Annotated in this window: 25 protein-coding genes; 12 read left to right on the top strand and 13 right to left on the bottom strand. The window is 73.6% G+C overall.

Annotated features, from left to right (window positions below):
* Positions 1-2: 2 nt before the first annotated feature.
* Both AB0K14_RS14835 and dacB read right to left on the bottom strand, forming a co-directional pair.
* Positions 3-767 carry a hypothetical protein gene (locus AB0K14_RS14835; RefSeq protein ID WP_360460833.1) on the bottom strand — a complete coding sequence of 255 codons (765 nt, stop codon included), beginning with the start codon at positions 765-767 and terminating at the stop codon, positions 3-5.
* 88 nt (positions 768-855) lie between these two features.
* The gene (gene dacB, locus AB0K14_RS14840) at positions 856-2,412 is read right to left on the bottom strand and encodes a D-alanyl-D-alanine carboxypeptidase/D-alanyl-D-alanine-endopeptidase (RefSeq protein ID WP_360460830.1); all 1,557 of its coding nucleotides are present in this window, start codon (positions 2,410-2,412) and stop codon (positions 856-858) included.
* A gap of 168 nt (positions 2,413-2,580) precedes the next feature.
* Between dacB and AB0K14_RS14845 the strand changes: the two genes are divergently transcribed.
* Positions 2,581-3,387, top strand: coding sequence for an SAM-dependent methyltransferase (locus tag AB0K14_RS14845; protein ID WP_360460827.1), 807 nt, complete (start codon positions 2,581-2,583; stop codon positions 3,385-3,387).
* A 51-nt stretch (positions 3,388-3,438) separates the two neighbouring features.
* A complete protein-coding gene (locus AB0K14_RS14850; RefSeq protein WP_360460824.1) occupies positions 3,439-3,897 on the top strand; it encodes a cold shock domain-containing protein in 459 nt (152 codons plus the stop codon).
* Between the two features lie 73 nt (positions 3,898-3,970).
* On the opposite strand, the gene AB0K14_RS14855 is transcribed toward AB0K14_RS14850, so the two are convergent.
* Both AB0K14_RS14855 and AB0K14_RS14860 read right to left on the bottom strand, forming a co-directional pair.
* A complete protein-coding gene (locus AB0K14_RS14855; RefSeq protein WP_360460821.1) occupies positions 3,971-5,146 on the bottom strand; it encodes an ATP-binding protein in 1,176 nt (391 codons plus the stop codon).
* A complete protein-coding gene (locus tag AB0K14_RS14860) occupies positions 5,146-5,799 on the bottom strand; it encodes a response regulator transcription factor (protein WP_360460818.1) in 654 nt (217 codons plus the stop codon). Before AB0K14_RS14860 ends, AB0K14_RS14855 begins: the two co-directional genes overlap by 1 nt.
* Positions 5,800-5,919: 120 nt before the next feature.
* Here AB0K14_RS14860 and AB0K14_RS14865 point away from each other — a divergent pair, with 120 nt between their 5' ends.
* Entirely contained in the window at positions 5,920-7,314 is a 1,395-nt protein-coding gene (locus AB0K14_RS14865) for a S41 family peptidase (RefSeq protein ID WP_360460816.1), read from the top strand.
* Positions 7,315-7,351: 37 nt separating this feature from the next.
* Here AB0K14_RS14865 and AB0K14_RS14870 read toward each other — a convergent pair whose 3' ends face one another.
* Complete coding sequence (locus AB0K14_RS14870) at positions 7,352-8,245, bottom strand: LysR family transcriptional regulator (protein WP_360460813.1); 894 nt, start codon at positions 8,243-8,245, stop codon at positions 7,352-7,354.
* A 75-nt stretch (positions 8,246-8,320) separates the two neighbouring features.
* Between AB0K14_RS14870 and AB0K14_RS14875 the strand changes: the two genes are divergently transcribed.
* A complete protein-coding gene (locus tag AB0K14_RS14875) occupies positions 8,321-9,358 on the top strand; it encodes an alpha/beta fold hydrolase (protein WP_360460810.1) in 1,038 nt (345 codons plus the stop codon).
* Positions 9,359-9,361: 3 nt separating this feature from the next.
* Here the strand turns inward: AB0K14_RS14875 and AB0K14_RS14880 are convergent, their stop codons facing one another.
* The 3 genes from AB0K14_RS14880 to AB0K14_RS14890 are packed head-to-tail and all read right to left on the bottom strand — an operon-like array spanning position 9,362 to position 12,910.
* The gene (locus AB0K14_RS14880; RefSeq protein ID WP_360460807.1) at positions 9,362-9,613 is read right to left on the bottom strand and encodes a hypothetical protein; all 252 of its coding nucleotides are present in this window, start codon (positions 9,611-9,613) and stop codon (positions 9,362-9,364) included.
* 16 nt (positions 9,614-9,629) lie between these two features.
* Positions 9,630-10,760, bottom strand: coding sequence for a glycosyltransferase family 4 protein (locus tag AB0K14_RS14885; protein ID WP_360460805.1), 1,131 nt, complete (start codon positions 10,758-10,760; stop codon positions 9,630-9,632).
* Positions 10,757-12,910: a glycogen debranching N-terminal domain-containing protein gene (locus AB0K14_RS14890; RefSeq protein ID WP_360460802.1), complete on the bottom strand. Its 2,154-nt coding sequence runs from the start codon at positions 12,908-12,910 to the stop codon at positions 10,757-10,759. The genes AB0K14_RS14885 and AB0K14_RS14890 overlap by 4 nt, the downstream gene beginning before the upstream one ends.
* A 219-nt stretch (positions 12,911-13,129) precedes the next feature.
* Here AB0K14_RS14890 and AB0K14_RS14895 point away from each other — a divergent pair, with 219 nt between their 5' ends.
* A complete protein-coding gene (locus tag AB0K14_RS14895) occupies positions 13,130-13,495 on the top strand; it encodes a DUF1330 domain-containing protein (RefSeq protein WP_360460799.1) in 366 nt (121 codons plus the stop codon).
* A gap of 4 nt (positions 13,496-13,499) precedes the next feature.
* On the opposite strand, the gene AB0K14_RS14900 is transcribed toward AB0K14_RS14895, so the two are convergent.
* Together AB0K14_RS14900 and bla are read right to left on the bottom strand one after the other, a co-directional pair.
* The gene (locus AB0K14_RS14900; protein WP_360460797.1) at positions 13,500-14,072 is read right to left on the bottom strand and encodes a D-alanyl-D-alanine carboxypeptidase family protein; all 573 of its coding nucleotides are present in this window, start codon (positions 14,070-14,072) and stop codon (positions 13,500-13,502) included.
* On the bottom strand, positions 14,072-15,010 hold the full coding sequence (gene bla, locus AB0K14_RS14905) for a class A beta-lactamase (RefSeq protein ID WP_360460794.1): 939 nt from the start codon (positions 15,008-15,010) through the stop codon (positions 14,072-14,074). The genes AB0K14_RS14900 and bla overlap by 1 nt, the downstream gene beginning before the upstream one ends.
* Positions 15,011-15,092: 82 nt before the next feature.
* Here bla and AB0K14_RS14910 point away from each other — a divergent pair, with 82 nt between their 5' ends.
* Together AB0K14_RS14910 and AB0K14_RS14915 are read left to right on the top strand one after the other, a co-directional pair.
* Positions 15,093-15,974 carry a LysR family transcriptional regulator gene (locus AB0K14_RS14910; RefSeq protein WP_360460791.1) on the top strand — a complete coding sequence of 294 codons (882 nt, stop codon included), beginning with the start codon at positions 15,093-15,095 and terminating at the stop codon, positions 15,972-15,974.
* The gene (locus AB0K14_RS14915) at positions 15,971-16,873 is read left to right on the top strand and encodes a serine hydrolase (protein ID WP_360460788.1); all 903 of its coding nucleotides are present in this window, start codon (positions 15,971-15,973) and stop codon (positions 16,871-16,873) included. Before AB0K14_RS14910 ends, AB0K14_RS14915 begins: the two co-directional genes overlap by 4 nt.
* A gap of 112 nt (positions 16,874-16,985) precedes the next feature.
* On the opposite strand, the gene AB0K14_RS14920 is transcribed toward AB0K14_RS14915, so the two are convergent.
* On the bottom strand, positions 16,986-18,152 hold the full coding sequence (locus AB0K14_RS14920) for a helix-turn-helix domain-containing protein (protein WP_360460785.1): 1,167 nt from the start codon (positions 18,150-18,152) through the stop codon (positions 16,986-16,988).
* Between the two features lie 217 nt (positions 18,153-18,369).
* Here AB0K14_RS14920 and AB0K14_RS14925 point away from each other — a divergent pair, with 217 nt between their 5' ends.
* From AB0K14_RS14925 to AB0K14_RS14935, 3 genes are all read left to right on the top strand, one after another.
* Positions 18,370-19,647, top strand: coding sequence for a YncE family protein (locus AB0K14_RS14925; protein ID WP_360460783.1), 1,278 nt, complete (start codon positions 18,370-18,372; stop codon positions 19,645-19,647).
* A gap of 313 nt (positions 19,648-19,960) precedes the next feature.
* On the top strand, positions 19,961-20,536 hold the full coding sequence (locus AB0K14_RS14930; RefSeq protein WP_364338129.1) for a cyclodeaminase/cyclohydrolase family protein: 576 nt from the start codon (positions 19,961-19,963) through the stop codon (positions 20,534-20,536).
* Positions 20,533-21,441, top strand: coding sequence for a bifunctional methylenetetrahydrofolate dehydrogenase/methenyltetrahydrofolate cyclohydrolase (locus AB0K14_RS14935; RefSeq protein WP_360460780.1), 909 nt, complete (start codon positions 20,533-20,535; stop codon positions 21,439-21,441). The genes AB0K14_RS14930 and AB0K14_RS14935 overlap by 4 nt, the downstream gene beginning before the upstream one ends.
* Positions 21,442-21,481: 40 nt before the next feature.
* Here AB0K14_RS14935 and AB0K14_RS14940 read toward each other — a convergent pair whose 3' ends face one another.
* Positions 21,482-22,615 (bottom strand): hypothetical protein, encoded by a 1,134-nt coding sequence (locus AB0K14_RS14940; protein WP_360460777.1) that lies wholly within the window; start codon positions 22,613-22,615, stop codon positions 21,482-21,484.
* Positions 22,616-22,913: 298 nt separating this feature from the next.
* Here AB0K14_RS14940 and AB0K14_RS14945 point away from each other — a divergent pair, with 298 nt between their 5' ends.
* Together AB0K14_RS14945 and AB0K14_RS14950 are read left to right on the top strand one after the other, a co-directional pair.
* Positions 22,914-23,462, top strand: coding sequence for a hemerythrin domain-containing protein (locus AB0K14_RS14945; protein ID WP_360460774.1), 549 nt, complete (start codon positions 22,914-22,916; stop codon positions 23,460-23,462).
* Positions 23,463-23,619: 157 nt separating this feature from the next.
* Positions 23,620-24,555: a DUF3048 domain-containing protein gene (locus tag AB0K14_RS14950; RefSeq protein WP_360460771.1), complete on the top strand. Its 936-nt coding sequence runs from the start codon at positions 23,620-23,622 to the stop codon at positions 24,553-24,555.
* Between the two features lies 1 nt (position 24,556).
* On the opposite strand, the gene AB0K14_RS14955 is transcribed toward AB0K14_RS14950, so the two are convergent.
* On the bottom strand, positions 24,557-26,401 hold the full coding sequence (locus AB0K14_RS14955) for a cellulase family glycosylhydrolase (protein ID WP_364338124.1): 1,845 nt from the start codon (positions 26,399-26,401) through the stop codon (positions 24,557-24,559).
* Positions 26,402-26,650: the final 249 nt, after the last annotated feature.

Below are 26,650 nucleotides of genomic sequence, written 5' to 3' on the forward strand. Positions count from 1 at the left end.
CGTCAGAGCTCGGTGTAGCTCTTCAGCCCGACCAGCGTGGTGAGCTTCATCGAGTTCGCGCCGGAGGGGGAGGGCAGGCCGAACCGCTTGTCCACCAACCGGCCCAGACCGCCGCAGCCGTGCGTGGCGGGGACGGCGAACGCGTTGTCCTCGATGGTGAACCTGAGCACCGGCGGGTCGGCGGAGATCCGGTCGGGTCCGCTGGTCCGGATGGGTCGGAACACGAGCGGGTCCGCGTCGTCGCCGATCGTGCAGCTGCCCGGCAGCAGGTCGTTGAGCACGCGGAGCTTCAGGTGCTGCACGCCCATCCGGTCGCCGTCGGAGAGGAAGTCGGCGAACCCGGCGTACTCGATGCGCAGGTCCGTGCGCAGCAGCGGGTTGCGGCCGGGCACGCCGAGCAGGCCGCCCGGCACGCGGGTCGGCTCGGCCCGCAGCGCGCCGAAGACCTGCGCGAACTTCCCGTCCAGCTGTCCCTCGGCGAACGTGAGCCGCATCGCGCCGGTGCCCTGCTCGCCGAGGTTGCCGAACCTGATGGAGCCGCTGGACACCAACACCTCGCAGCGCCACCGCGCGGGGTCGGCGCCGGCGGGGATCGCGGGGCAGTCGGCGAAGTCGAACGCGGGCACCGGCTCGGGCTGCGCCGCGGCGGTCCGCGGCGGCACCGGACCGGGTTGCGCGGCGGCGGTCTGCGGCACCGCCGCGGCGAGGCCGATCAGCGCGGTGCTCGCCAGTGCCGCGACCGCGGCGCGGCGGAAGGTTCTCGTCATGCCGCAGAGCCTTCCGCCCCGCGCGGCTCCCATGATCCGGTAGACCCCCGGGATCACCCCCGGTCCGACCCCGAGGCGCGGCCGGGGGTCAGCAGGACTTGGTCCAGCTGCACTCCACCTCGGCGCGCTGGTCGCCGGCCGGATCCGCGGCGATCGTGACCGCGGGCGCGGCCTGCCCGTCGCGGTGGCCCGCCAACCGCACGGCGACGGCGTCCTCGACCGGTTTCGCGGAGGTGAGCGTGTTGTTGCTGATCATGGCGAACACCAGCGGGGTGCCGTCGGCCGTGGTCACGTAACCGGACAGGGCGCTGACGCCGGTCAGGGTGCCGGTCTTGGCCCGGACGTTGCCCTCGGCCGGCGTGCCGCGCATCCGGTTGCGCAGCGTGCCGCCGACGGCCCGGTCACCGACGCCGGCCACGGGCAGCGCCTCGTACCAGGTCCGGAACCAGGGCTTGCGCTTGGCCGCGAGCAGCAGCGCGGCCAGCTGGTCCGGCGCCACCTGGTCCATCCTGGACAGGCCCGAACCGTCCCGCAGCGTCAGCGCCGCCGGGTCGACGCCCAACCCGCCGAGCGTCGCCGACATCGCCCGCAGGCCCGCGCTCCAGCTGCCCTCGTCGAAGACGGCCCGGCCGGCTGTCTTCACAAGGATCTCGGCGTGCATGTTGTTGCTGAGCTTGAGGAACGGCGCCAGCAGCCGTGACAGCGGCATCGACAGGTGCTCGCCGAGGACCCGTGCGTCCGCCGGGGTCGCGCCCGCGGCCGTGCCGCCGAGGACGTGGACCCCGTGCCGGGCGAGCGCGTCGTGGAACAGCGAGGTGACCAGCCCGGTCGGTTCCCAGACCGTGCTCCACTCGCTCTCGACGGCGCCACCGGCCGGGACCGCGCCCCGCACGTCGATCACGTTGGTGCCGTGCCGCCGTTCGACGGACACGCTCGACGCCGAGCCGGGCGGGCCGGTGACGGCGGTGTTGGCGATCGTGACGTAACTCGTCGGCGGCTCGGTGGTGACCGTCGCGGGCTGGCCCGGCGCCGCGGGGGCGACCCGCACGATGACCGTTCCGGCGTCGTAGTCGGTGTCCGGCGAGACGGTCAGCGCCGAGATCTGGGCGTTGTAGTAGTACGGCTCGTCGTCCCAGGCCCACCCGGTGCCCAGCCGCACGGAGTCGAACCAGGTGTCGTCGGCGACCAGCCTGCCGTGGACCACCCTGATGCCGCTGCCCGCGACCCGGGCGGCCAGCGCGTCGTAGTCGGCGGCGAGCACGGTCGGGTCGCCGGTGCCCCGCAGGTGCAGGTCACCCGCCAGCACCCCGGCGCGCACGCGGCCCGCCGCGGACACGGTCGTGCGGAACCGGTGGTCGGGGCCCAGGACCTCCAGCGCCGCGGCGGAGCTGAGGAGCTTGCCGTTGGACGCCGGTTGGCCGCGCCGGTCGCCCTCGCTGGCGAACACCACGGCGCCGGTCTCGGCGTGGCGGACCACCAGCCCCACGTCCGCCCCGTCGAGGCTCGGACCGGTGATGATCGCCGCGAGGTCCCGGGTGAGCGCGTCGTCCGCCTGCGCCGACGCGGGTGTCACCAGGTCGGCGGCGGGCACCGCGGCGAACACCGCGGCGGCCAGGACGAGCGCGAACGACCGTGATCCGGGCATGGGGGACTCCTCCGCAGCGTCGAGTGTTCGCCAAGGATTCTCCACCTGGCCGGGTGTGTTGTGAAGATTTGACGTTCGTTCGGGGTGGGTGTCGCCCCGTCCCCGGCCCACGTGGTCGTTGTAGCGTGCGCGCGAGCACGGTCAGTGGTGGACCTTGAGGGGGGACGCGTGGAGAGACCGGCCTGGGTCGGCCCCGATATCGACCTGTCGCGACCGAGCCCGGCGCGGGTCTACGACGTGCACCTGGGCGGCGCGCACAACTTCCAGGTCGACCGCGAGGCGGCGGAGCGCATCGCCGCCGTGATGCCGGACCTGCCGCGGATCCTGCGGGCCAACCGGGCGTTCCTGCGCCGCGCGGTGCGCCACCTGGTCGACCAGGGCGTCACCCAGTTCCTCGACCTCGGGTCGGGCATCCCCACGGTCGGCAACGTGCACGAGGTCGCGTGGGCCGTGAACCCCGACTGCCGGATCGTCTACGTGGACGTCGACCCGGTCGCGGTCGCGCACAGCGCGGCCATCCTCGGCGAGAGCGACAACGCCACGGCGGTGCAGGGCGACATGCGCAGGCCGCACGACATCCTGAACCACCCCGAGACGCGGCGGATGCTGGACCTCACCCGCCCGGTCGGTGTGCTGATGTTCGCGGTGCTGCACTTCGTGCCGGACTCGGACCGGCCCGCCGAGATCATCCGCCGGTACCTGGACGCGGTGGTGCCGGGCAGCTACGTCGCCTTCTCGCACGCCAGCCTGGAAGGTGGGGCGGACAAGGCGGAGGAGGCGACCGAGCAGTTCCGGAGCCGGGTGACCGACTTCGCGATGCGCACCCGGGCCGAGATCGCCGACCTGTTCGCGTGCGTGGAGCTGCTCGACCCCGGCGTGGTCTACCTGACCGAGTGGCGCCCGGACGCCGGCGACGAGGACGACGACCCGAAGCGGACGTCCACGTTCGCGGGTGTCGGCCGCAAGACCGGCTGACCGGTTTCGCGGTGCCGCTGCCCGGGTGGCGGACGGGATAGGATCGTGGTGATGTCGTCGCGTGTCGCGGCGCGTGCTGCTGGTAAGGGGTTTGCGGTGGTGGTCAAGGGCAAGGTCGTCCGGTTCGACGAGGTCCGCGGGTACGGGTTCGTGTCGCCGGACGAGGGTGGCGAGGACGTGTTCATCCACGTCAACGACATCGACTTCGACAAGCGGCTCATGGCGCCCGGCGCGCTGGTCGAGTTCCTGGTGGAGATGGGCGACCGGGGTCCCAAGGCCTCCCGGGTGAGCCTGGTGCGGGAAGCGCCCGCGCGGACGTCGGCCTACCACTCGGGCGACGAGCCCAACGGCAGCGACGTCTTCTGCGAGGTCGTGTCGACCAAGCGGTACCTGCAGGAGGTCACCGAGACGCTGCTGGCCGCGGCTCCGGGCATGACGGCCGAGCAGATCCTGAACGTGCGCCGGAACCTGGTCGGGATGGCGCGCAAGTACAACTGGATCGACGACTGACCTGAGGCAGGCACCCGCCGGCCCGTCCACCGTGGAGGGCCGGCTCGGGTCACCCGGCAGTCGGCTCTTGGGCTCAGGCCGTCCCGGCGAACGCGACCGTGACGGCCAGGCCGCCGTCCGGTCTCGGCGTCACGTCGACGACCGCGTCGTGCGCGGTCGCGATGGCGTGCACGATCGACAGCCCCAACCCCAGTCCCGGCCCCGTCCGGGCCGGCCGCAGCCGGTGGAACGGCTGGAAGAGGCGCCGCACCTCGTCCGCCGGCACGACCGGACCGGTGTTGACCACGGTCAGCACACCGCGGTCGCACGACACCTCGACCCACCCGCCGGGCACGTTGTGCCGGATCGCGTTGTCCACCAGGTTCACCACCAGCCGCTCGGCCAGCGCCCGGTGCCCGGACACCACGCTCGACTCGACCGACGCCCGCAGCTCCACCTCCGGCGGGCGGCGGACGTCGACGACCTCGGTGACCACCTCGCCGAGGTCGAACGGGTGGCGCACGTCGAGGCCCGCCTGACCGCGGGCCAGCGTGAGCATGGCCTCGATCAGCCGTTCCTGCTGCGCGCCCGCCGCGAGCACGCGTTCGTGCGCCGCGCGCAGGGCCGCCGCGGTCGCGTCCGGGTCGTCCAGCGCCACCTGTCCGATCGCGCGCTGCCGGGCCAACGGCGTGCGCAGCTCGTGCGAGGCGTTCGCGACGAACCGGCGCTGCGCCTCGAACGACGCCTCCAACCGGCCCAGCAGCTCGTCGAACGTGTCACCCAGCTCCTTGAGCTCGTCGTCCGGCCCGGTCAGGGCCAGGCGCCGGTGCAGGTTGGTCGCCGAGATCTGCCGCGCCGCCGCGGTGATCGTGCGCAGCCTGCGCAGGACGCGGCCCGCCACCCACCAGCCCAGCGCGAGCGCGACCACCATCGTCATGCCGAGCGCGACCCCGGACTGGACCAGCAGCTGGCGCAGCACGTCGAGCCGCTGCTGCATCAGCGCCCGCTCGGCCTCCGCGACGATCCGCCCCGCCGTGCTGTCGGGTGGCAGGCGCGGGCCGCGCGGCGGAGGGGGCTCCGCGGCCGTGCCGGGGTACCGGAACAGCGTCACGTCGTCCATCGGCGTCACCGCGTGCCGCACCAGGAAGAAGGTGGCGGTCAGCAGCGCCGCGCCGCAGAGCAGGAAGAGCCCGCCGTAGAGCAGGGTCAGCCGCAGCCGCACGGTCCGGCGCGGCCGCAGGCGCGCGGCGAGCCGGGTGCGCGCGCCCATCAGATCCGGTACCCGCTGCGGGCCACGGTCTCCACCACCGGCGGGTCGCCGAGCTTGGCGCGCAGCCGGCTGACGGTGATCTTCACCGCGTTGGTGAACGGGTCGGTCGCCTCGTCCCACACCCGTTCCAGCAACTCCTCCGCCGACACCGCCCGGCCCGCCGCGGCCAGCAGCACCTCCAGCACGCCGAACTCCTTCGGCGCGAGGTCCAGCGGCCGGTCACCGCGCGCGACCCGGCGGCGTGCGGTGTCGACCACCAGGTCACCGTGGCGCAGCACCGGCGGCACGGCCGGGTGCGCCCGCCGCGCCAGCGCACCGATCCGCGCCACGAGCGCGCGGAAGTCGAACGGCTTGGGCAGGTAGTCGTCCGCGCCGAGGCCGAGCCCGTCGACCAGGTCGTCGGTCGTGGCCGCCGCGGTCAGCATCAGGACCCGGCCCCGGCAGCCGGCCGCGATCAGCGCCGCGCACACGTCGTCGCCGTGCGTCCCGGGCAGGTCGCGGTCCAGCACGATCACGTCGTAATCGGTGCACAGCGCGCGTTCCAGCCCGTCGGTGCCGTCGAACGCGACGTCGACGGCCATGTGCGCCCGGCGCAGCCCCGTCGCGACCGTCAGCGCCATTTCCTCGTCGTCCTCGACCACCAGCACGCGCATGCGCACCAGTATCGGCGGCCCCCGGTTTCGCCGAGGTCTCATCGGCGGTGAAACCCTCCCGAAACTCCTCCCCGCGTAGAACTCGCCTTGCCAGAACCGGCTACACCAAGGGGAATCCTCGTGAGAATCAGATGGCGTCCGCTCGCCACCGCGACGGCGCTGCTCGCCGTCACCGCCGCACTCGTCGGCCTGGGGGTCGGCACCTCGTCCGCGGGCGCCGAACGGCCTCCCGCCTGCGCCCGGCCCACTCCCGAACAGCCGCCGCCGACGCCGAAGCCGGCCACGCTCACCACGGTCGGCCAGGCGTACTACTGCATCTTCGACAACTACTACAGCGGACCGGTGCTCGACAGCCGCACGCTGCTCGTGCCCGCGTTCGCCGCGCTCACGCAGGAGCTGCAACGCCGCGGCCTCGACCGGTCCGACGCCACGCTGCCCGCGCTCACCGGCCGCAAGGACGCCGACTGGTCCGCGTTCGGCAAGGTCTACCGGCGGATCGCCGACGCCATGCCGGACGACGACACCCGGGCGGCCATCGCCGCGGCGGCCATCCGGTCCATGGTGGACGCGCTGGGCGACAACCACGCCCGGTGGCTGACGAAGTTCGTGCCGAACCTCTACGGGTTCGACCTCTCGGTGACGGTGGGTCCCGGCGACATCGACCCGGTGGCCGCCGAGCCCGCCCACGTCAACCGGATCATCGCGGGCGGACCGGCCGAGGCCGCCGGTCTCAAGCTGGGTGACGAGGTCGTGGCGATCAACGGCGTGCCGGTGTTCGTGAACGGGATCCTCAACACGGCCGTGCTGTCGTGGCTCACCGACGGTCAAGTCGGCTCGACGGTGCAGCTCACCGCGCGCCGCCCGGTCACCGGCGAGACGTTCACCGCCACCGCGACCGCCGCCCCGTTCTCGTCGACGCGGCCGAGCGTCCAGTCCCGGCTCGTGGACGGGGACATCGCCTACGTCACGCTGCCGGGCTTCGCGCCGCCGTTGGCCGACGAGGTGCTCGCCGCGATCGCGAAGCTGCGTGCGGGCACCGAGCTGCGAGGCGTGGTCCTGGACCTGCGGGGCAACGGCGGCGGCAGCCCGGAGGCGGTCGCCAAGCTGCTCGGCGCGCTCGTCCACGGCAAGACCACCAGCTACTGGTGCGACGTCAAGGACCGCTGCACGCCCAACCGGACCGACGACTCGGTCGAACTGCTGAACGTGCCGTTCGTCGCGCTGACCGACCGCCGCTGCGCGTCGGCGTGCGACTCGTTCTCCAGCGCGGTCAAGGACCTCAAGCTCGGCACGCTGGTCGGCACGCGCACCGCCGGTGCCGTGTCCGGCCCGGGGCAGGGGTACCTGCTGGACAACGGCACCGGGCTGATGCTGCCCAAGCTGCACGAGGTCGCTGCGAACAAGGAGGTCGTGAACACCATCGGCGTCGCGCCGGACCACCACGTCCCGACGACGGCGGCCGACCTGTCCGCCGGTCGTGACCCGGCCCTGGACAAGGCGGTCTCGCTGCTCTGACCGATCGGTGGCCGGGCCGGACGCGGCCCGGCCACCGTCAGCGCACCCTGGTGAGGCCCCGGGCCAGTGCGGTGAAGTTGGCGGCGACCACCGAACGCCTCGCCACGGGCAGCGCGATCGCCAGGTCCACCAGCCGCACCGTCGGGTTCAGCGGCACGAACGCGACCTCCGGCCGGGCCTGCGCGGCGGAGGACCCCGGCACGATGGCCACCCCGCAACCGGCCGCGACCAGGCCGATGATCGTCGGCACCTGCACGGCCTCCTGCACGACCTCGGGGGTGAACCCGCCGCGTCGGCACAGGGCGGTGATCTCGTCGTGCAGGCCGGGGCCGAGGTGGCGCGGGAACAGCACGAACGGCTCGCCCGCGAGCGAGCGGACGTGCACCCGGCGCCGCCGGGCCAGCCGGTGGTCGTTCGGCACCACGGCGACCAGCGGCTCCCGCGACACCGGCACCAGCTCCAGGTCGTCGGCCGGTCCGGGCAGCGGCGGCCGGAGCAGGCCCACGTCCAGCGCGGCCGTGCGCAGCTGCTCGACCTGCGGCACGGTGGGCAGCACGGTGAAGGACAGGGTGACGGCCGGGTAGCGCGCCCGGAACTCGCGGATGATCATCGGCAGCGGGTGCAGCACCGACGAGCCGACCATGCCGATGGCCAGCGAGCCCTCCTCGCCCCGTCCGGCCGCACGCGCCCTGCGGGCGGCGCCGTCCACCATGGACAGCGCGGCGCGCGCCTCGGCGACGAACACCTCGCCCGCCCGCGTGACGTGGACGTTGCGGGTGTCGCGGTGGAACAGCTCCACGCCGAGTTCGTGCTCCAGCGCCCGGACGGTCTGGCTCAGCGGCGGCTGCGCGATGCCGAGCGCGGCGGCAGCCCGGCCGAAGTGCAGGTGGTCGGCGACCGCGACGGCCGCCCGCAGGTGCTTGAGATCCATACCGCCCTCGAATCAATTACCACTGATCCGGTACACGATCAGACTAGGTGGCCGGTCCGACGGCACCCTGACCGCATGGTGAAGACGAACCCCACGCTCGCGACCGTCGCGCAGGCGGCGCCCTCGGACCCGGTGTCGCGCAAGGATTGGCGGGTGCCCGGTGACGGTGGGCACCTGGGCGTCCGCGAGGTGCGCCCGGACCGGTCGCCGAACGGCCGGCCGGTGCTGCTGCTGCACGGCGCCCGAGTGCCCGGCATCGCGTCGTTCGACCTGCCCGTGCCCGGCGGGTCGCTCGCCGCGGACCTCGCGCGGGAGGGCCACCGGGTGTTCATCGTGGACGCACGCGGCTACGGCGCGTCCGACCGCCCCGCGGCGCTCGACGCGCCCGCGTCGGCCAACCCGCCGGCCGTCACGGGGGAGCAGGTGGTGCGCGACATCGCGTCGGTCGTGGACCGGCTGCGCGCGACGACCCGCCACGACCGGGTCGACCTCGTCGGCTGGGCGACCGGCGGGCACTGGGCCGCCTGGTACGCGAGCGAGCACCCGGACCGCGTCGAGCGGCTGGTGGTGCACAACAGCTTGTACGGCGCGCTCGACGGCCACCCGGTGCTCGGCCGCGGCTCGGACTACGAGAACCCGGCGCGGCCGGGCGAGTTCGACGACGCCCGGCACGGCGCCTACCGGCTCTCGACCGGACCGGGTCTGCTCGGCGGTTGGGACGCCGGCATCCCCGTGGACGACAAGGCGCGGTGGCGCGATCCGCGCGTGGCGGCGGCGTACGTCGAGCAGGCGCTGGCGAGCGACCCCACGTCGGCCGACCGCGAGCCGCCGAGCCTGCGCGCGCCGACCGGCGCGATGAAGGACAGCTTCCTCCTCGCGACCGGCCGGCGGCTCTGGCACGCGGGCACGATCACCGCCCGGACGCTGGTCCTGCGCGGCGAGCACGACTTCTGGTCCCGCGAGGGCGACGTGACCACGCTGGTCGCCGACCTGGCCCGGGCGCGGGACGTGCGGGCGGTGCGCCTGGACGGCGCGACGCACTTCGTCCACCTGGACCGGCCCGAGCGCGGTCGCGACCGGTTCATCGAGGAGGTGCTGTCATGGCTCCGGTGACCCTCACGACCGCCGTGCGAGCAGGTGCGCGCGGAGTCGTTGCAGCGGAGGCATGAGCCCGTAGATGACGATCGGCACCGCGACCGTCGCCAGGACCAGGGTCCGCACGACGGTCGGCGCGCCGTCCAGGAGGTCGCCGAGCAGCAGTTGCAGCACGGTCAGGGTGGGGAAGACGGCCAGCCAGATCATGAGGGCCAGGTGGTGGCGGGGCGGTGGCCCGACCCGGGTCACCGCCGCCGCGTTGTTCTCGGTCATGGCGCCAGGTTCCGCCTCAGCTGCCGAGGTCGACAACTCCTGTTGCCGTTTCCGGGACGAGTCCGCGTCGGAGACCCGTTCCGCCCCGGACCGCGGGCGGTTTCGCGGCCACGTGCCGACGCCCGCCGACGGCCTCGCAGTAGACGTCCTCGTACCGGGCGGTCATCAGGTCGACGTCGAACCGCCCGACCACCTCGGCGCGGCACCGGTCGGGTGACAGCTCGTCCACCCGGCGCAACGCGGCGACCAGCGACTCGTGGTCGTCGCACACGAAACCGGTCTCCCCGTGCGCGACCACCTCCGGGACGGAACCGCGGCGGCTGGCGACCACCGGGGTGCCGCACGCCATCGCCTCGACCATCACCATCCCGAACGGCTCGTCCCAGCGAATCGGGAACAGCAGGCACCGGGCGGCGCCCAGCAGCGCCAGCTTCTCCTCGCGGTCGACCTCGCCGAGCCACTCGACGCCGGGCCCGAGCAGCGGCTTGACCTCGCGGTCGAAGTACTCGTGCTCGTCGGGCTGACGGCACTTGGCCGCGATGAGCAGGCGGATGCCCGCCCGTGCCGCGGCGGCGATCGCCTCGGGGATCCCCTTGCACGGCGCGGCCCGGCCGAGGAACAGCGCGAAGTCCTCCTTGTCCCGCCGGAACGGGACCTGGTCGACCGCGATCGCGTTGTGCACGGTGCCCGCCCAGTCGAGGTCCGGTGCCTGCCGCCGCTGCGCGTCGGAGATGGCCACGAGGTGCACGCTGCCGTTCAGGCGCCGGTAGTAGCGGCCCAGGTCGCCGGTCACCGGCCCGTGCGCGGTGACCACGGTGGGCGTCGGACGGCCGCGGGCCAGCAGCGGTCCGGCGAAGCTGTGGTCGTGCACCACGTCCACGTCCAGCTCGGCCAGGATGGCGGGCAGCGCGGCCGCGTGCACCACGTCCGGCACGCTCTGGCCGAGCAGGTCGCCCTCGGGTCGGTCCGAGGTGGACCGGAACTCGGCGGCCGTGCCGTTGCGGCCGACGCCGACGAGGACGACGTGGTTGCCGCGGGCGACCAACCGGTCGACCAGGTCGGCGCACATCGACTCGATACCGCCGTAAGCCGACGGCGGCAGTTCCATCCAGGGCGGGGCGATCATGGCGATGCGCAACGGGTTCACCGGTCCCGCCCCCTGTCCAACCCGGGGTGCACGCCCGCAGGCTCGCGGACCAGCTCGACGTCGTCGGGCAGACCGGTCACCCGCACGTCGGCGCCGTCGACCTCCAGGTCGACGCGGGCGCCCAGCAGCGGTATGCCGTCGAGGGCGAGCGGCTGGAACGACTCGGGCAGCACGGGGGCCAGCCACACCTTGCGCCGCGGCGCGTACGGCTCCACCCGCAGCAACACGCGCAGCAGGTGCACGGGGGTCGCCGACGCCCAGGCCTGGGGCGAGCACGACGTCGGGTAGGGGATAGGTTCCGGGTACTCGGCGCGGTCGAAGCCGCACAGCAGCTCGGGCAGCCTGCCGCCGAACGCCTCGGCCGCGTCCATGACCGCGGACGCCACCCGCTGCGCGTGCTCCACGAAGCCGTACCGCATGAGCCCGTGCGCGATGAGGGCGTTGTCGTGCGGCCACACCGATCCGTTGTGGTAGCTCATCGGGTTGTACGCGCCCATGCCGGACGCGAGCGTCCGCACGCCCCAGCCGGTGAACATCCCGGGTGCGAGCAACGCCTCCGCGACCTGCTCGGCCTTGTCGTCGTCCACGATCCCGCTCCACAGGCAGTGGCCGATGTTGGAGGAGAGCGCGTCCACCGGCTGCTTGTCGCCGTCCAGGGCGATCGCGTAGTGACCGCGGTCGGGCAGCCAGAAGCGCTCGTTGAACCGCGCCTTGAACTCCGCCGCGCGGTCGCGCCAGCGCCTCGCGCCGGCCAGGTCCTCGAAGTCCTCGCACATGCAGGCCCGTGCCAGGTAGGCGTTGTAGACGTAACCCTGCACCTCGCACAGCGCGATCGGGCCGCGCGCGATCCGGCCGTCGGCGAAGTTCACCCCGTCCCAGGAGTCCTTCCAGCCCTGGTTGGCCAGTCCGCGCTCGGTCGCGCGCTGGTACTCCACGAACCCGTCGCCGTCCCGGTCGCCGTAGTGCTCGATCCACTCCAGCGCGCGGTCCACGTGCGGGAGCAGCGCCTCGACCTGGTCCCGGTCGATGCCCCACCGGGACAGCTCGCCCAGCAGCATCACGAACAACGGGGTGGCGTCGGCGGTGCCGTAGTAGACGTTGCTGCCGCCCAGCGCCAGCGACGCGTCCGCGCCGAACCGCATCTCGTGCAGGATGCGCCCCGGCTCCTCCTCGCTGTCGGGCTCGACCCGCGTGCCCTGGTGGTGGGCCAGGGTCCGCGCCGTGCCGAGCGCCAGGGTGGGGTCGATGGGCAGCGACATCAGCGAGGCCAGGATCGAGTCGCGGCCGAACAGCGTCATGAACCACGGCGCGCCGGCGGCGACCGCGGTGTCCGAGGGGCGTTCCGGGTCGAAAATCCGCAGCGCGCCCAGGTCCTGCCTGCTGCGTTGCAGCGTCACGGCCAACGACGGCTTGCCCGAGTACCTCAGCACGGGCGCGACCTCGCGCCACCGCCGGGCGCGCTGGACCGGCACCGACTCGTCGATCGGCCGCTCGCGCGGGAACATCGGCTCGGTCGCCTGGCCGTCCACGACCGGTTGCACGGTCACGCGCGTCGACCACTCGCCCTTCGGCGGGACGACGGCGCGGAAGGTGAGCGTGGACGGCGAGTAGTCGGCGCCGTCCGCCCGCACCTGCACGCCGCGGCTCTGCCCGTCCAGACCCCGGGTCAGGAGCAGCTCGTCCGGTTGGACGTCGGAGTCGGGCCTGCCGCGTTCGCGGACCCGGCCTTCCTTGACCTCGAACAGGTCGGCGAAGTCGGCTTCGACGTGGACGGTGACGACGTGCTCGACGGTGTCCCGGCCGAAGTTGCGCAGCGTGATGTCCTCGCGCATGCCCGTGCCGACGTACCGCTCGCGCCGCACGAGCAGGGTGCTCTCGGCGCCGTGCGCCCGGGACCGCCCGCGGCCGACGAACGTCATCCGGAACGGGTCGCGGGTGATCGTGGTGATGTGCTCGACGCCTCTGCCGTCCACCCGCAACGCCCAGCCGGAGAGGATCCTGGTGTCCTGGAAGAACACGCCCTGGGCGGCGGCGCCGTTCACGTCGCCGTCGCTGCCGCACACGCAGAACGAGGTCCCGTGGACCAGCGTCACGGTATCGGGTGACAGCGTGACGGGCTCGCCGTCGTAAGCCCAACCACCCTCGGTCATCGTCGCCTCCTCCGCCGGGTGTTCGCCCCGCCGTTCAGGTGCAGTACGGGTGCCACCCGCGCCGACCGGCAAACAACGGCCATCCCTCCGGGTGCCCCGGTGGCGGGATCGCCGCCCTACCGCGGCCGGGTGACGTCGAGGTGGTCATCCGGCCGGCACGGCTGGCGACCGGTGGACCCACCGATGCGGACGTGATCACGTGCGGCCATGCTGTCGGGCATGGCAATCGACCCACGAGGTGCCGACCTGAAGCGACTGCTGGCCGACGACCCGGGCGGGCCGGTGGTCATGCTCAACCTGCTGCGGTTCGCCGAGGGCGGCCTGGCGTCGTACGAGGAGTATGCGCGCCGGCTGCGCGAGACGTTCCTGCCCCGCTACGGCGCCGAGATCGTCTACGCCGGCACCGGCTCCACCGTGCTGGCCGCCGAGGACGGGCAGAGCTGGGACGCGGTGGTGGTCGTCCGCTACCCCGACCGCGCCGCGTTCGGCCGCATGGTCGCCGACCCGGAGTACCAGCAGGTGACGCGCCTGCGCACGGAGTCGCTGACCGAAGCGGTGCTCCAGGCGACGATCCCGTGGACCTGAGCGCTCAGCCGCCGTTGGCGCTGGGCAGCATCACCGGGCAGCCCGCGGTGGCGTAGCCCGGGTCGTACTCGAAGTGCCACTCCTCGTTGAGGTAACGGCGGCACCAGCCCAGCGCGGGTCCGTGCCGCTGCACCCAGGCCGCCGACTCCAGCGGTTGCACGTCCACCGCGATCCCCTTGACGTGCATCGACTTCTCCGGCGGCAGGACGTACCGCGCGGCCAGCTCCTCGGTGCCGAACCGCCGCACGGCGTCCTCGAACTCCCGCCGCTGCTGGCCGGTGCTGCGCTTGCCGTCGTTCAGGCACAGGCCGACGCCCTGCCCGCCCGCGGCGGCGCCGAGCCGCTGCCACGCCGCCAGCACGTCGGGGCGCAGGCCGTCGGGCGGCTCGTCCGCGTACCGACCGTCCAGCGGACAGGGCGGCCCGGTCTCCGGACCCGGCACCTCCTCGACGATCGCCACCGGCCGTCCGGTGACGGGGTCGTGGACCAGGACCAGCCGGCCCGTCGCGCCCAGCGCCCCGGCCGAGGCGACCGCCAGCAGCAGGGCCACCAGCACGCCGATCACGGTGCGTCGCATCAGGTCAGGGTCTCCACGACGTACGCGGCGGCCTCGGCGAGCAGCGCCTGGTCGTACTCGGCGTCCGCGGCGGCCTTGCTGGACATGATCGACAGCACCAGCGGCGCGGCGTCCGGGGGCCACACGACGGCGATGTCGTTGACCGTGCCGTAGTCGCCGGTGCCGGTCTTGTCGGCCACGGTCCACCCCTGCGGCACGCCGGCCCGGACGCGCCGGGTGCCCGCCCGGGTGGCGTTGCGTTCGAGCAGGTCACGCAGGAAGGCGCGCTTCTCGGGCGCCAGGGCGTCGCCGAGCACGATCTGCCGGTAGTCGGTGCCGATGGCGCGGGGCGAGGTCGTGTCGCGGAGGTCGTCGGGCACGGCGGTGGTGAGGTCCGGCTCGACCCGGTCCGACCGCGTGACGGTGTCGCCGAGGCCGCGCGCGTACGCGGTCAGCCCGGCCGGGCCGCCGAGCTCGCGCAGCAGCAGGTTGCCCGCCGTGCCGTCGCTGTGGCGGACCGCCGCGTCGCACACCTGCCGGATCGTCATGCCTGTCGCCACGTGCTGCCTCGTGATCTCCGAGCTCGCCATCAGGTCATTCTCGGTGTACCGCACGACGGTGTCCAAGTGGGACAGCGGGTTGCGGTGCAGCACCGCCGCGGCCGCCAACCCCTTGAACGTCGAGCAGAACGCGAACCGCTCGTCCGCCCGGTGCGCGATGGTGGCGCCGGTGCCGGTGGCCACCGCGTACACGCCCAGTCGCGCGTCGAACTTCCGTTCCAACTCGATCAGGCGATCGTGCGACGCGGGCGGAGGAGACGCGGGGGGAGTGGTCGTGACGACCGGTTCGGACGACGGCGCGGGCGCCGCCTCCGGCTCCTGGGCGCAGCCCGCCAGCGGGAGGAGCGCGGCCGCGCCGAGGAACGCGCGACGGCTGATGGTTCGGTACGGCGGTGTCACGGGAGTGAGCTTCACAGGCGACCGCGGATGCTGTCCAAGACACTGACACGTCGATTGATGCCGATCTGGCATAGTCGTGCCGGTGGACGTGGTCGAGGCGTGCAAGGCGTTCGTGGCCGTCAGCGGGCACGGCAGCTTCACCGTCGGCGCGGCCGCCGCGCGGATACCGCAGTCCGTGGCCAGCAGGCGCATCGCGGCGTTGGAGAAGCACTTCGGTGCCCGGCTGTTCACCCGCACGTCCCGCAGCGTGGCGCTGACGCCGTTCGGCCGGGAGATGCTGGTGTCGGCGCGGCGGCTGGTCGAGCTCGCCGAGGCGATGGAGCACGACGCCGAGCGCGCCAAGCTGCGCCCGTTCCGGCTGGCCGTGCCCGAGATCTGCGCACCGCGCCCACTGGCCCGGCTCGTCTCCGACGCCCGCCGCCACGACATCGACCTCGACCCGCGCCCGGCCGGACCGGTCGACCGGGTCGAGCTGGCCCGGACCCTGGACGTGCGGGCCGCGCTGGTCGCCGTGCCGCCGGACGAGGGGGCGTGGCGGGTGCCGCTGGGCCTGGCCGCTCACGCCGACCCGGGCACCGGCTCGGCGGTCTACGTGGAGACCCTGCGCGCGGGCCGGGCCGACCGCGACGCCCGCCGACGACGGATCCGGATCCAGCCGGAGGACGACGTGCCGCACGTCCGCGACCGCGTCACCCGGCTGCGTGACGCCGTCGGCCTGCAACCGGCCCAGGTGGTCGTGGCGGCCTCGCTGGTCGCCGCCGCGGCCGAGGTGCTCGGCTCGACCGACCTCCTGCTCTGCTCACCGCGCCAGGCCGACGAACTCGGCCTGCACTGGCGGCCGATCGGCGAGCTGGACCTGGCCCGCGGCTACGACGTCGCGGCCGGGCTGCGCGAGGACGCCGACCGGATCCGGGCCCTCCCGCCCGCCGCGATCGGCCGGTGCCTGGGCGGTGGTGAGTCGTGAGGACGGGCACGACCAAGGTTCTGCGCGACGCGCGGGAAGCGCTGGACGACGCCGGTCTGCGCGGCTCGTTCCTCGTGCGCGACCTGGACACCGGCGAGGAGCTCGGGATCGACGCGGACGTGGAGTACCCGGTCGCGTCGCTGGTGAAGGTGCCGCTCGCGGTCGCCACGCTGGAACGCGTCGAGCGCGGTGAGCTCGACGCCTCGACCCCGGTCGTCGTGCCGCCCGACCGGGTCGCCGCGCGGGGTCCGATCGGGCTGCCCAAGTTCCGCCACCCCGCCACGATCGCCGTGGACGACCTGCTCTACCTGAGCATCGCCATCAGCGACAGCACCGCCGCGGACGCCCTGTTCGCGCTGACCCCGCCCGCGGCCGTCGCCGCCGAGCTGCGCCGGCTCGGCTGCGCCGGCATCGCGGTCCGCCACCTCATGCGCGACCTCGTCGACACGCCCGCCGAGCGGTTCACCCCGGCGGAGGGCCACCTCGCCCACTCGCTGGCCATCGCGGCGGCCACCGAGGGACGTGGGCACCCGGTGACCCAGCTGGACATCAGCCGTGCGAACGCCGGTTCCGCCCGCGCGTTCGTCGACCTGCTCCAAGGCCTGTGGCGACCGACGACGATCCGGCCCGCGGTCGCCGCGCGGGTCCGGGAACTGATGGGGGACAACGCGTTGCGCCACCGGCTCGCGCCCGACTTCAGCTCGGACGCGTCCCGCTGGTCGTCCAAGACCGGCACGCTGCTCAACCTCCGGCACGAGGTCGGGGTGGTCGAGCACGCCGACGGCCAGGCGTTCGCCGTCGCCGCGCTCACCGAGTCCCGGGTGCCCGCCGTCGTGCAGCCGGGGGCGGAAGCGCTGATGGCTCACGTCGCCCGCACGTTGCGCGACCAGCTGCGCTGAGCTGTCCACCAGGATGTGTCCTCTGTGGACCGACCGGGTCGAGCGCCGCCCTCACCGCCCTCACCGCCCGATTGGGCTCTACCACTTCTATAGCTTCAGTGTTGACTGAATGTCACCGGTGCGGCCGGTGGTCGAGCCAGGCCCGCAACGCCCACCAGTGGCGCAGGGTGCCCAGGACGGTGGGGGCGTCGGCGTTGTCGTCCCACGGCGTGCCGGTGACCTCGGCCAACCGGTCGAGCCGGTACCGGACCGTGTTGGGGTGCACGTGCAGCGCGGCGGCGGCGTGGCCGAGGCGTTGGCCGTGGTCGAGGTAGACCAGGGCGGTGCCGACCAGTTCGCGGTGGAAGTCGTCGTCGTGGTCGAGCCCGGCGAGCGTGCCGCGCAGCAGGTCGGCGAGCACCGGTTGGGCGGCCAGCGCGACCTCGCCGGACAGGTCGGTGAGGTCGCGCAGGCCGCGCGTACCGGCCCGGCCGGCGATCCGCAGTGCCGCCACGCACAACGGGTGGACGTCGCGCATGAGCGCGAGCCCGGTGGCGGGCGCGGCCACGAGCAGGACGTCCGGCGCGAGGTCGGCGGGGGTCGGAGGTCGGGCGGACAGCCCGGTCAGGCGTCCCTCGACCAGCCCGTAGACGCCGCCGTGCCGGCGCAGGCGCTGTTCCAGCGCACGGGCCTGGTCGGGTTGCGCCACGTCGGAGACCAAGCAGTGGTACGGCTCGTCGGACGACAGGCCCGCGCGCCGCAACTCCTCGGGTTGGGGTGGCGCGCCGTCGCCGTGCAGGAGCAACCGCCGCAGCAGGTGGGTGTCGGCATCCCGGTTCGTGCGGGACAGTGCGAGTTCGGCGGTGTGGTAGCCGTTGATGACGTGCCGTTCGAGGGCCCCGGTGTAGCGGTCGAGGTCGATCATCCCCTCCAGGAGCGCCTCGTCGGGCACGCCCGCGTCACGGCTGCGCGCGATGGCGATCCGCATCGCCAGGGTGCGGCCCGCCTGGACGCCGCGCAGCAGGCCGTCGATGGAGATGCCCTGGGCCGCGCGGTCCGCGCCCAACGACTCGGCGGCCTCGAAGTCCCGGGCCGCGGGCTCCGCGGACCGCTCGAAGAAGTCGAGCCCGGTGGCCAGCAGGACCTCGACGTGGCGGCGGTTCTCCGCTTCCGGCAGCCGGGCCACCTCGGGCGACTGGCCGCGGGCGGCGCGGACCAGTGCGTCGACCACGTCGCGATCGGTCGCCATGGTCCTGAGCACCTGTCCGAGCAGGCGACCCCGGTCGTGTGCCGCCGACACCGGCCCTCCTCCCGCCGCGACGTTGTGGCAGTGGCATAACGAGCACGCGGCTCGTTGGGCATCGGCCCCTACCGCGTGCGCGGCGCGAGCCGGTATCTATTGCCTACTGAACGGTAACAGTCCGGTCGGACCCGGTGGCCCGCGAGTTCGCCGGATTGGCGTGGCCGAATCGAACCCTGCACGGATGTGACAATTCCGCATCCGGTTTGGAGCTCTCGTGGACAAGAAATCCGTTTCGAAGGGGCGGAAGCGCGTCGGTCCTGCGCGGCTGCTCGGCGTCCTGGCCACCTGCGCCCTGGTCGCCACCGCCGCACCGGCCGCGGCCGCCGCCCCACCGGCGGGCGTGGCGCTGCGCGAGGTCATGTTCGTCGGCAACAACTGGGACGGCACGGCCGACGTGATCGCGTCCGGTGGCGATTTCGCGCGGATCGGCCGGGTGAACATCATCCCGGACCGCTCGGAGCGGCTGTGGGAGATCTACCTGAACCCGATCAAGCTCGCGTTCTTCCTCGGCATCCGGTCGGGTCCCGGCGAGGGTCACGACCAGTTCGTCGACGACATGTACACCACGCCCGACGGCCGTGCCGTGGTCGCGTCACGGCCGAGCTTCGCCGACGTGGTGTCCATCGACCTGGCCACCGGTCGGGTGAACTGGCGCTTCCCGGTGTCGGGTTTCCGCTCCGACCACATGGCCGTCTCGCCCGACGGGCGCCGGGTGGCGGTGTCCGCTTCCACGTCCAACACGGTGCACGTGCTCGACATCGAGAGCGGCCGTCAGGTCGGTTCGTTCGCGACCGGCGACAAGCCGCACGAGAACGTGTTCACCGACGGCGGCCGGTACCTGTGGAACATGTCGATCGGCGAGGTCAACACCGCGCTGGACGACCCGGCGTTCGACTTCACCAAGGGCGACCGCCGCATCACCGTGGTCGACACGACGACGTTCCGGCAGGTCGAGGTGATCGACATGCGGGCGCGGTTGGACGCGTTCGGCCGGTCGGACCTGTCGGACTCGGTGCGGCCCGTGGCGTTCACGCCCGACGGGTCGAAGCTGTACTTCCAGGTGTCGTTCTTCAACGGGTTGGTGGAGTACGACGTCGCCGCGGACCGCGTCACGCGGGTCAAGGAGCTGCCCAAGAACCCCGGCACGAGCGAGGACCGCACGACCTGGGTCAACGACTCGCGCCACCACGGCATGTCGATGAGCCCGGCGGGCGACAAGTTGTGCGTCGCGGGGACCATGGACGACTACGCGGTGGTCGTCGACCGGGCGAGCCTGCGCGAGGGGCCGCTCGTGCCGGCGTCCAAGCCGTACTGGGCGACCGTGAGCGGTGACGGGCGCAGTTGCGTGATCTCGGAGAGCGGGTCCGACCAGGTGACCGCGATCGACTTCGCCACCGGCCGCAAGGTGGTCTCGGTGCCGGTCGGCGACCACCCGCAGCGGGTGCGCCTCGGGCACGTCCCGGGGGGTTGGACCGGGCCTTCGGGCGGCTGATCCGCGTGGGAGGCGGTGGTCGGCGGCGCGTCGACCACCGCCGTCACGGGTCGGCGAGGCCCGCTTCCCAGCTCGCGATGACCCGTTGTGCCCGGTCGGGCCGCGACGTCCCGTGGGCTCCAGGTCGTGTACCTGCACCCGACGTGCGTGGCCGTGCTGGTGGCGACGGCGTCGGGCGTGCCGCCGTGCCGGTGACGAGGGCCGTGGCGGTGTCGTCGCGGTAGCCGGCGCGCACGCGAGGTGGCAGCCGGCGGCGCGGGGAGCGATGATCTTCGGGTGACCACCGGGCCTGTGGGACCTGACTTCGGCCGACCTGCGCGCGCGGACGGCGAGTGCCGACCCCACCCCCGGTGGCGGGTCGGTGGCCGCGGTCACGGCGGCGTTGGGTGGCGCGTTGGTGCTCATGGCCCTGGAGATCACCGCCCGACGGGGACCGGCCGCCGCGGTCGAGGACGCGCTCGCGACGGGCAGGGCGCTGGTCGACCGGCTCGGTTCGGCCGCCGACCGCGACGTCGAGCTGTTCGAGGACTACCTCCGGGCGCGCCGGCTGCCGCGGTCCACCGACGAGGAACGCGCCGCGCGGCGGGCGGCGGTGGCGGCGGCCTCCACGGCGGCCACGGAAGGTCCGCTGACCGCCGCCGACGACGCCGTGCGTGCCTTGGAGTGGGCGTTCTCCGTGCTGCCCGTCGTGAGCGCCTCCGTGGTCAGCGACGTCCGGGCCGGCGCCGACCTCCTGCTGGGCTCCGCCCTGGCCACCCTGCGCGGGGCCGAGGCCAACGTGGCGCTGATGGGTGCCGACGACCCGGTGGCGCACGCGCTCAGCGCCCGACTGCAAGCCGTTCGACGCGCCGCCGCGGCCGCGCACACCCGCATCGAGGAGCACCGATGACCGCCCGCACCATCGACCCGGCCGAGCTGGCCGAGTCCATCCGCGCCGAGATCCGCGCCGACCTCGCGGCGCTCCCGCAACGCCTGACCGTCGTCGGCTTCCTGGTCGACGGTGACCGGCCGGCGCGCACCTACGCCGAGTACACCCGGCGGGCGTGCGCCGAGGTCGGCATCGACTTCGACCTGCGCACACCCCGTGCCGACGACATCGAGACCGCCGTGCGCGACGCGAGCGCGGACGACGGGGTGCACGGCGTGTTCGTCTACTACCCGGTCCGCGACCCCGAGCGCGACCGCTGGCTGCGTGAGCTGGTCGACCCGCGCAAGGACGTCGAGGGCCTGCACTCGTTCTGGAGCCGCTGCCTCTACGAGAACCGGCGCTTCATCGACGACGCGGGCACGCGCCGCGCCGTGCTGCCGTGCACGCCGCTGGCGGTCATGAAGCTGCTGGGCGAGGCGGGTGCGTTCCGCGGCGACGGCGACACCCCGTTGGCGTCGGTGAAGGCGTGCGTGTTCAACCGCAGCGAGATCGTCGGACGCCCGCTGGCCGCCATGCTCGCCAACGACGGCGCCGAGGTGACGTCGTTCGACGTCTCGGGCGCCCTGGCGTTCCGCCACGCGGCCGGGATCCAGGGCCACCACGTGGACGTGGTCGCGGTCGACCGCGCGACCGCCCTGGCCGAGGCGGACGTCGTGGTCACCGGCGTGCCGTCACGGGACTTCCCGCTGGTCCGGGCGGACGAGATCAAAGCCGGCGCGGTGTGCCTGAACTTCTCCACGATGAAGAACTTCGCCGACGACGTGGTGCACCGCGCCTCGGTCTTCGTGCCCCGGGTCGGCTCCATGACCGTGACCATGGCGATGCGCAACGCCGTCCGCCTCTACCGCAACGCCAGGACCGGCTGACCGGGTCCCGGGCGAGGCGCGGCCCGGGACCCGGCGGCGGTCAGCGAGCGGGGGTGGTCGTGACCGGGGTCCAGCGGACGCCCTTCTGCGAGCCGTCCGCGGCGGCGCTCCGGCCGACCACGACACCGTGGTTGTTCATCGCCACGGGCATGCTGTAGTCGCCGCCCAGCGAGGGCAGGTAGGTGACCCGGCCGTCGCGCCAGACGAACGCGCGGGTCACCGAGTAGTCCGGTGTCGAGGTGTGCCCGACCACGTCGCCCCGCTCGTTGATCGCGACCGCCGTCGACGGCCCGGGCACGTTGAGTTCGACCTGCTTGCCGCCGGCGGGCCACAGCACCGCGCGGCTGGTGCCGCTCGCGTCCACCACCCAGCCGACCGCGTCACCGCGCTCGTTGAGCGACTGCTCGCCGTGGGCGAGCCGGCCGGTCTCGGACAGCACGGTCACCTCGTCGCCGTCCCAGCGCAGCGCCACCATGCCCCGGTTGCCGACGACGACGCCGTCCTCGTTGATCGCCTCCGGGTCGTACGGCCCGTAGCCGGGACCGGGCCCCAGCTTCGTGCAGCCGTCCTCGGTGCAGCGCACCGCGGCGAACTGCTGGTCGGTGGCGGACGAGTAGCTCGCGGCCACGACACCGGCGTCGTTGATCGCGTACGCCGACAGGTACTCACCGGCCAGCGGCAGGTCCACGTGCCGCGTGCCGTCCCACACGCCGGCGCGCTGCGACCCCCTGGCGGACATGGCGTAGGACATCGGCACGCGACCGCTCTCGTTGATCACCTGGGACAGCGCCCACGCCGCACCGTGCGGCAGGATGGAGCGCCGTTGACCGCCGGACCACGTCCACGGCCGCTGGGTGTACGGGAGGCCGTCGCTGTCCAGCCCGAGCACCTGGCCGTGTTGGTTGATCGCCCCGGCCAGTCCGGGACCGAGGTCGGTCACCCCGCCGCGCGGGGACCACAGGACGGCGCGCGACCGGGTGTCGCCCTGGGCGCTGCCGACGACCTGGCCCAGGTCGTTGACGGCGGTCGGGTGGTGGCTGGCGTAACCGGGCAGGCCGTGCAGTTCGGCGACGACCGCGGTGGGCGTGACGTCGGCGACCGCCGCCGGCGCGGCCGCCAGGGGCAGGCTGGTCGCGAGCGCCAACACGGCCAGCGACGCGCGTAACTCGGGCATGATCGCTCCATTGCGAGGATGTCCTGCGGGAATGGTTCTGGATCGATCCGAACGGTAGCCCCGGCGCACCCGCGGTGGCGTCGGCCGGACAGCGCAACGAGCCGCGAAACCCCTGCTCCTGAAGGCGGACGCCCGCGGTTGTGGCGGCGTCCGGCACCCGGGTCGGATGAATTGGCGCACAACGGTGTCGCGGTGTCGCGGTGACGCCGGAGGAATTCGCTTCCAACACCGCGTCCGTGCGGGAGCTGGTACCGGGAGGGCTCGTTTCGCGGTTCGACCGGCGGGTAATCCGGTCGCCATGAACGAACAAGAAGACGTGGTCGGGCTGCTGGTCCGGCAGCACGGCGAGCTCCGCGCGCTGTTCGACGAGGTGCAGACCGCGAAGGGCAGCGAGCGCATCGACGCGTTCCACCGGCTGGTCCGGCTGCTCGCGGTGCACGAGACCGCCGAGGAGGAGATCGTCCACCCGGCCGCGCGGCGCGGCGAGGGCGGTGACGCGATCGTCGACGCACGGGTGGCCGAGGAGCGGCGGGCCAAGGAACTGCTGGTGACGATGGACAAGATCGGGGTGGACGCCGAGGGGTTCGACACGCTGTTGGCGCAGCTGCGCGACGACGTGCTGGCCCACGCCGAGCACGAGGAGCGCGACGAGTTCCCCCGGCTGCGCGAGCAGTACGACGACGACCGGCTGCGGGCGATGGCGAAGGCCGTGCGCGCCGCCGAGGCGATCGCGCCCACCCGCCCGCACCCCGGCATCGAGTCGCCCGCGGCGGCCATGCTGCTCGGCCCGCCGGTGGCGTTGTTCGACCGGGCCCGCGACCTGGTTCGCGACGCGCTGCGCAAGTGAGCACCACCCGTTGATCACCGCGTGACGCGGGACGGCGTTCCGGCCGCTGCCGCGTGGTGCGGGACGACCTTCCGCCGAGCCGCGCACGCCCTGGTGCCGAGGGCGTGCGCGGGCGGATGATGGGGGTGGTCGGGCGCTTCCGCGGGAGGTGGGTCCGATGGGTTCGCGGCAGAAGGTCGCCCTCGGTGTCGTCGCGGTCCTGGTGGTCCTGGGCGGGATCGCCGTCGCGGTGGTGTCGCGGGTCGGCGACGACGGCTCGGGTGGTGCCCCCGTCACGACGGGGCCGGCCCTGCCCGGTGCGCTCGTGGTCAAGGTCGACAACGCGCCGGCCGCGCGCCCGCAGACCGGGATCGGCACGGCCGACGTGGTCTACGTCGAGCCGGTCGAGGGCGGCGTCACCCGGTTCGCGGCGGTGTACCTCGGCGAGGTGCCCGCGGTCGTCGGACCCGTGCGCAGCGCCCGCGAGACCGACCTGGAACTGCTCGCGCAGTACGGCACGCCCGTGCTCGCGTTCTCCGGCGCCGCGCCGGAACTCGCCCCGCTGCTCGACCAGGCCCGGCTGACCAGGGCGTCACCGCAGGAAGCGGCCGCGGCCTACACCCGTGACGGGAACCGGCAGGCGCCGCACAACCTCTACGTCCACCCCGAAGGCCTGCCCGAGCCCGAACCCGGTGGTGGCGCGCCGTCGGTCGGGCCGGCGCCCGCCGGTGGTCGACCCGCCGCGACGTGGTCGGTCGGCTACCCCGCGGCGGCGTTCGACCTGGCGTGGTCGGCGGACGGGGGCGGTTGGGCGATCTCGGTCGACGGCGTCCCGCTGGTGGCGGCCGACTCCGGAGCGGTGGAGGCGACCAACGTGGTCGTGCAGCGGGTGCCGATGCGGGCGGGCCGGTTCGTGGAGGACGCGTCGGGCGCCGTGTCGCCGGTGGCCGGGACGGTCGGCTCCGGACCGGCGGCCGTGCTGCGGGACGGCGTCGTGTTCGAGGGCAGCTGGTCGCGCCCGACGCCCGACGAGCCGACCGGGTTCGCCACCGCCGACGGCGCCGACCTGCCCCTCGCGCCCGGCCGGACGTGGGTGTTCCTGGTCCCGATGTGACCTAGCGGAACGTCGCCACGACCCACGCGGCCAGCTCGGCCCGTGCCGCGGCCGCCGACGCGGTCGACGCGCCGTTGGCCACCAGGGCGAAGTGCGGCCCGGAGTCCCTTGTGAACAGCAGCAGCCGGTGCACGCCCGACGCGCCCGGTTCCGGCGCGACGGCCACCGGCTCGGCGCCGGTGTGGTCGGGCGGCCCGGTGACGGTCGCGAGATCGCTCACCACCGTGGTCGACGCGGGCGGGAACGACGACGGCAGGTGCAGCTCCGTCGGCGCCGCGACACCGTTGCCGCGCCACACCAGCACGCCGAACTGCCCCGTGCCGACCAGCGCGCGCACCGCGGGCATCGACTCCGGGATCCGGTTCCACGACAACACCGTGCCACCGTCCCGGGCGCGGTCCTCGTAGGTGAACGCCGCCGTGCGGCCGGCCACGGCACGCGGGAACAGCCGGTCGACCACCCGGCCCTCCACCGTGAGCACGTGGTTCCCGCCGTCGTCGACGCGCACCGCGGAGAAGTGCTCGTCGTTCATCGCGTCGCCCTCGGTGCGGACCTTGTCCGGGTTGTCGTTCATCAACTCGCGGTGCCGCCCGTAGTTGACGTCCCAGTGCCACTGGCTGCCCGACAGCACCGGGCCCGACCCCGCCGCGTCCGCCCACCACCGTGCGCCGGGCAGCCGGGAGTCCAGCGCCTGGTACATCGCCTTGAGCACGGTCGGGTTCTTGTCCGAGGTGAAACCGGCGACCGGGTGCCCGAACTCCGACACGATGCCGGCCGTGCCCAGCGCGGCCGCCCGGTCGCGGATCCGGGCGAAGTCCGCGGTGTACTCGCCGTCGCCCGCCTTGCCCGGCTTCAGCAGCCCCGACTGGGCCTTGCCGTCGTAGAAGTGCGAGTTGAACACGAAGCGGTCGCCGAGCGTCGGGACGGCCGCGAACCCGCCGGGCTCGGCGAAGAAGTCCACGTTCTGGTTCCAGAACACCAGCGGCTCCACGAACGCGGGCTTGTCGGCCCAGCCCGCCTCGTCCATCCGCTGCCGGAACTGCCGGTAGAACGGCATGAGCAGGTCGCGTTCCCAGGTGACGCCGTCCTGGCCCCGGTCGTACCGCCCGGCGTAGGGCTCGTTGAGCGGGTTGACGCCGAGCACCAGCCGGAACGCGTCGGCGGGCAGCGCGGATTTCAGGTGCCGCATCGCCTCGCCCGCCTGGTGCAGGAACTCGTCGCGGACGCGGATCGGCCCGGCCGAGGTGGTCAGCTCGCGGTTGTGCCAGAAGTCGTGCACCGCGGCGGTCACCGCGTTGTTGTTCTTCATGTTCTGGCCCCAGTGCACGCAGATCCCGCACGACTCCTTCGGGTAATCGCCCGCGCGCACCACCCACTCCGGCGCGCCGTCGCCGGTGTACCAGCTGTCGCGGTTGAACAGGTAGCGGGAGTAGAGGTCCTGGTGGAAGTCGACGTAGACCCGGATGCCCTGGTCGGTGAAGGCGCGGACCTGCTCGGTGACGCGGTCGAGGTAGGCGTGGTCGATCCGGCGCGGCTCCGGCTCGACCCAGGCCCACGTGACGAGGAAGCGCACCGCGTTCGCGCCGGTCATCCGACGCATCGCCACCGCGGACGACCGCGCGTCCGCCGCGCTCGCGAACGGCAGGCCGCGGTGCTCGGCGAGCTTGGCGGTGCCGGACACGTTGAACCCGCGCAGCACCACCTCCCGGCCGTGCTGGTCGCGGAACGCCCCGTCGGCCACCACGACGGTGGAGTCGTCGAACCACAACGCGTTCGGCGCGGCCACGACAGGTGTCGTCAACGACGCCAACAGGAGCACGACCACGAACACCATGCGCTTCACCACGTCCGCCCCCCAACACCGAAAGTGAACGAGTTTCGCGTTGAGCGTATCGGAACGCGGGCGTCGCACAAGTGCGTCGAGCCGGAGGGGTCGGGTTACGCTCGCCCGGTGATCCCGCACGACCCGCAGACCCCGGGCGGTGACCAGGAGGCATCGCTCCGGCCGCAGTCGTTGATGTTGAGCTTCCTGGGCATCCACGTGCTCAACCGCGGCGTCGCGGTCTTCTCCGGCAGCGTGATCGACGTCTTCGCC

The organism is Actinosynnema sp. NPDC050801 (genome assembly GCF_040673975.1).
Classification (GTDB): Bacteria; Actinomycetota; Actinomycetes; order Mycobacteriales; family Pseudonocardiaceae; genus Actinosynnema.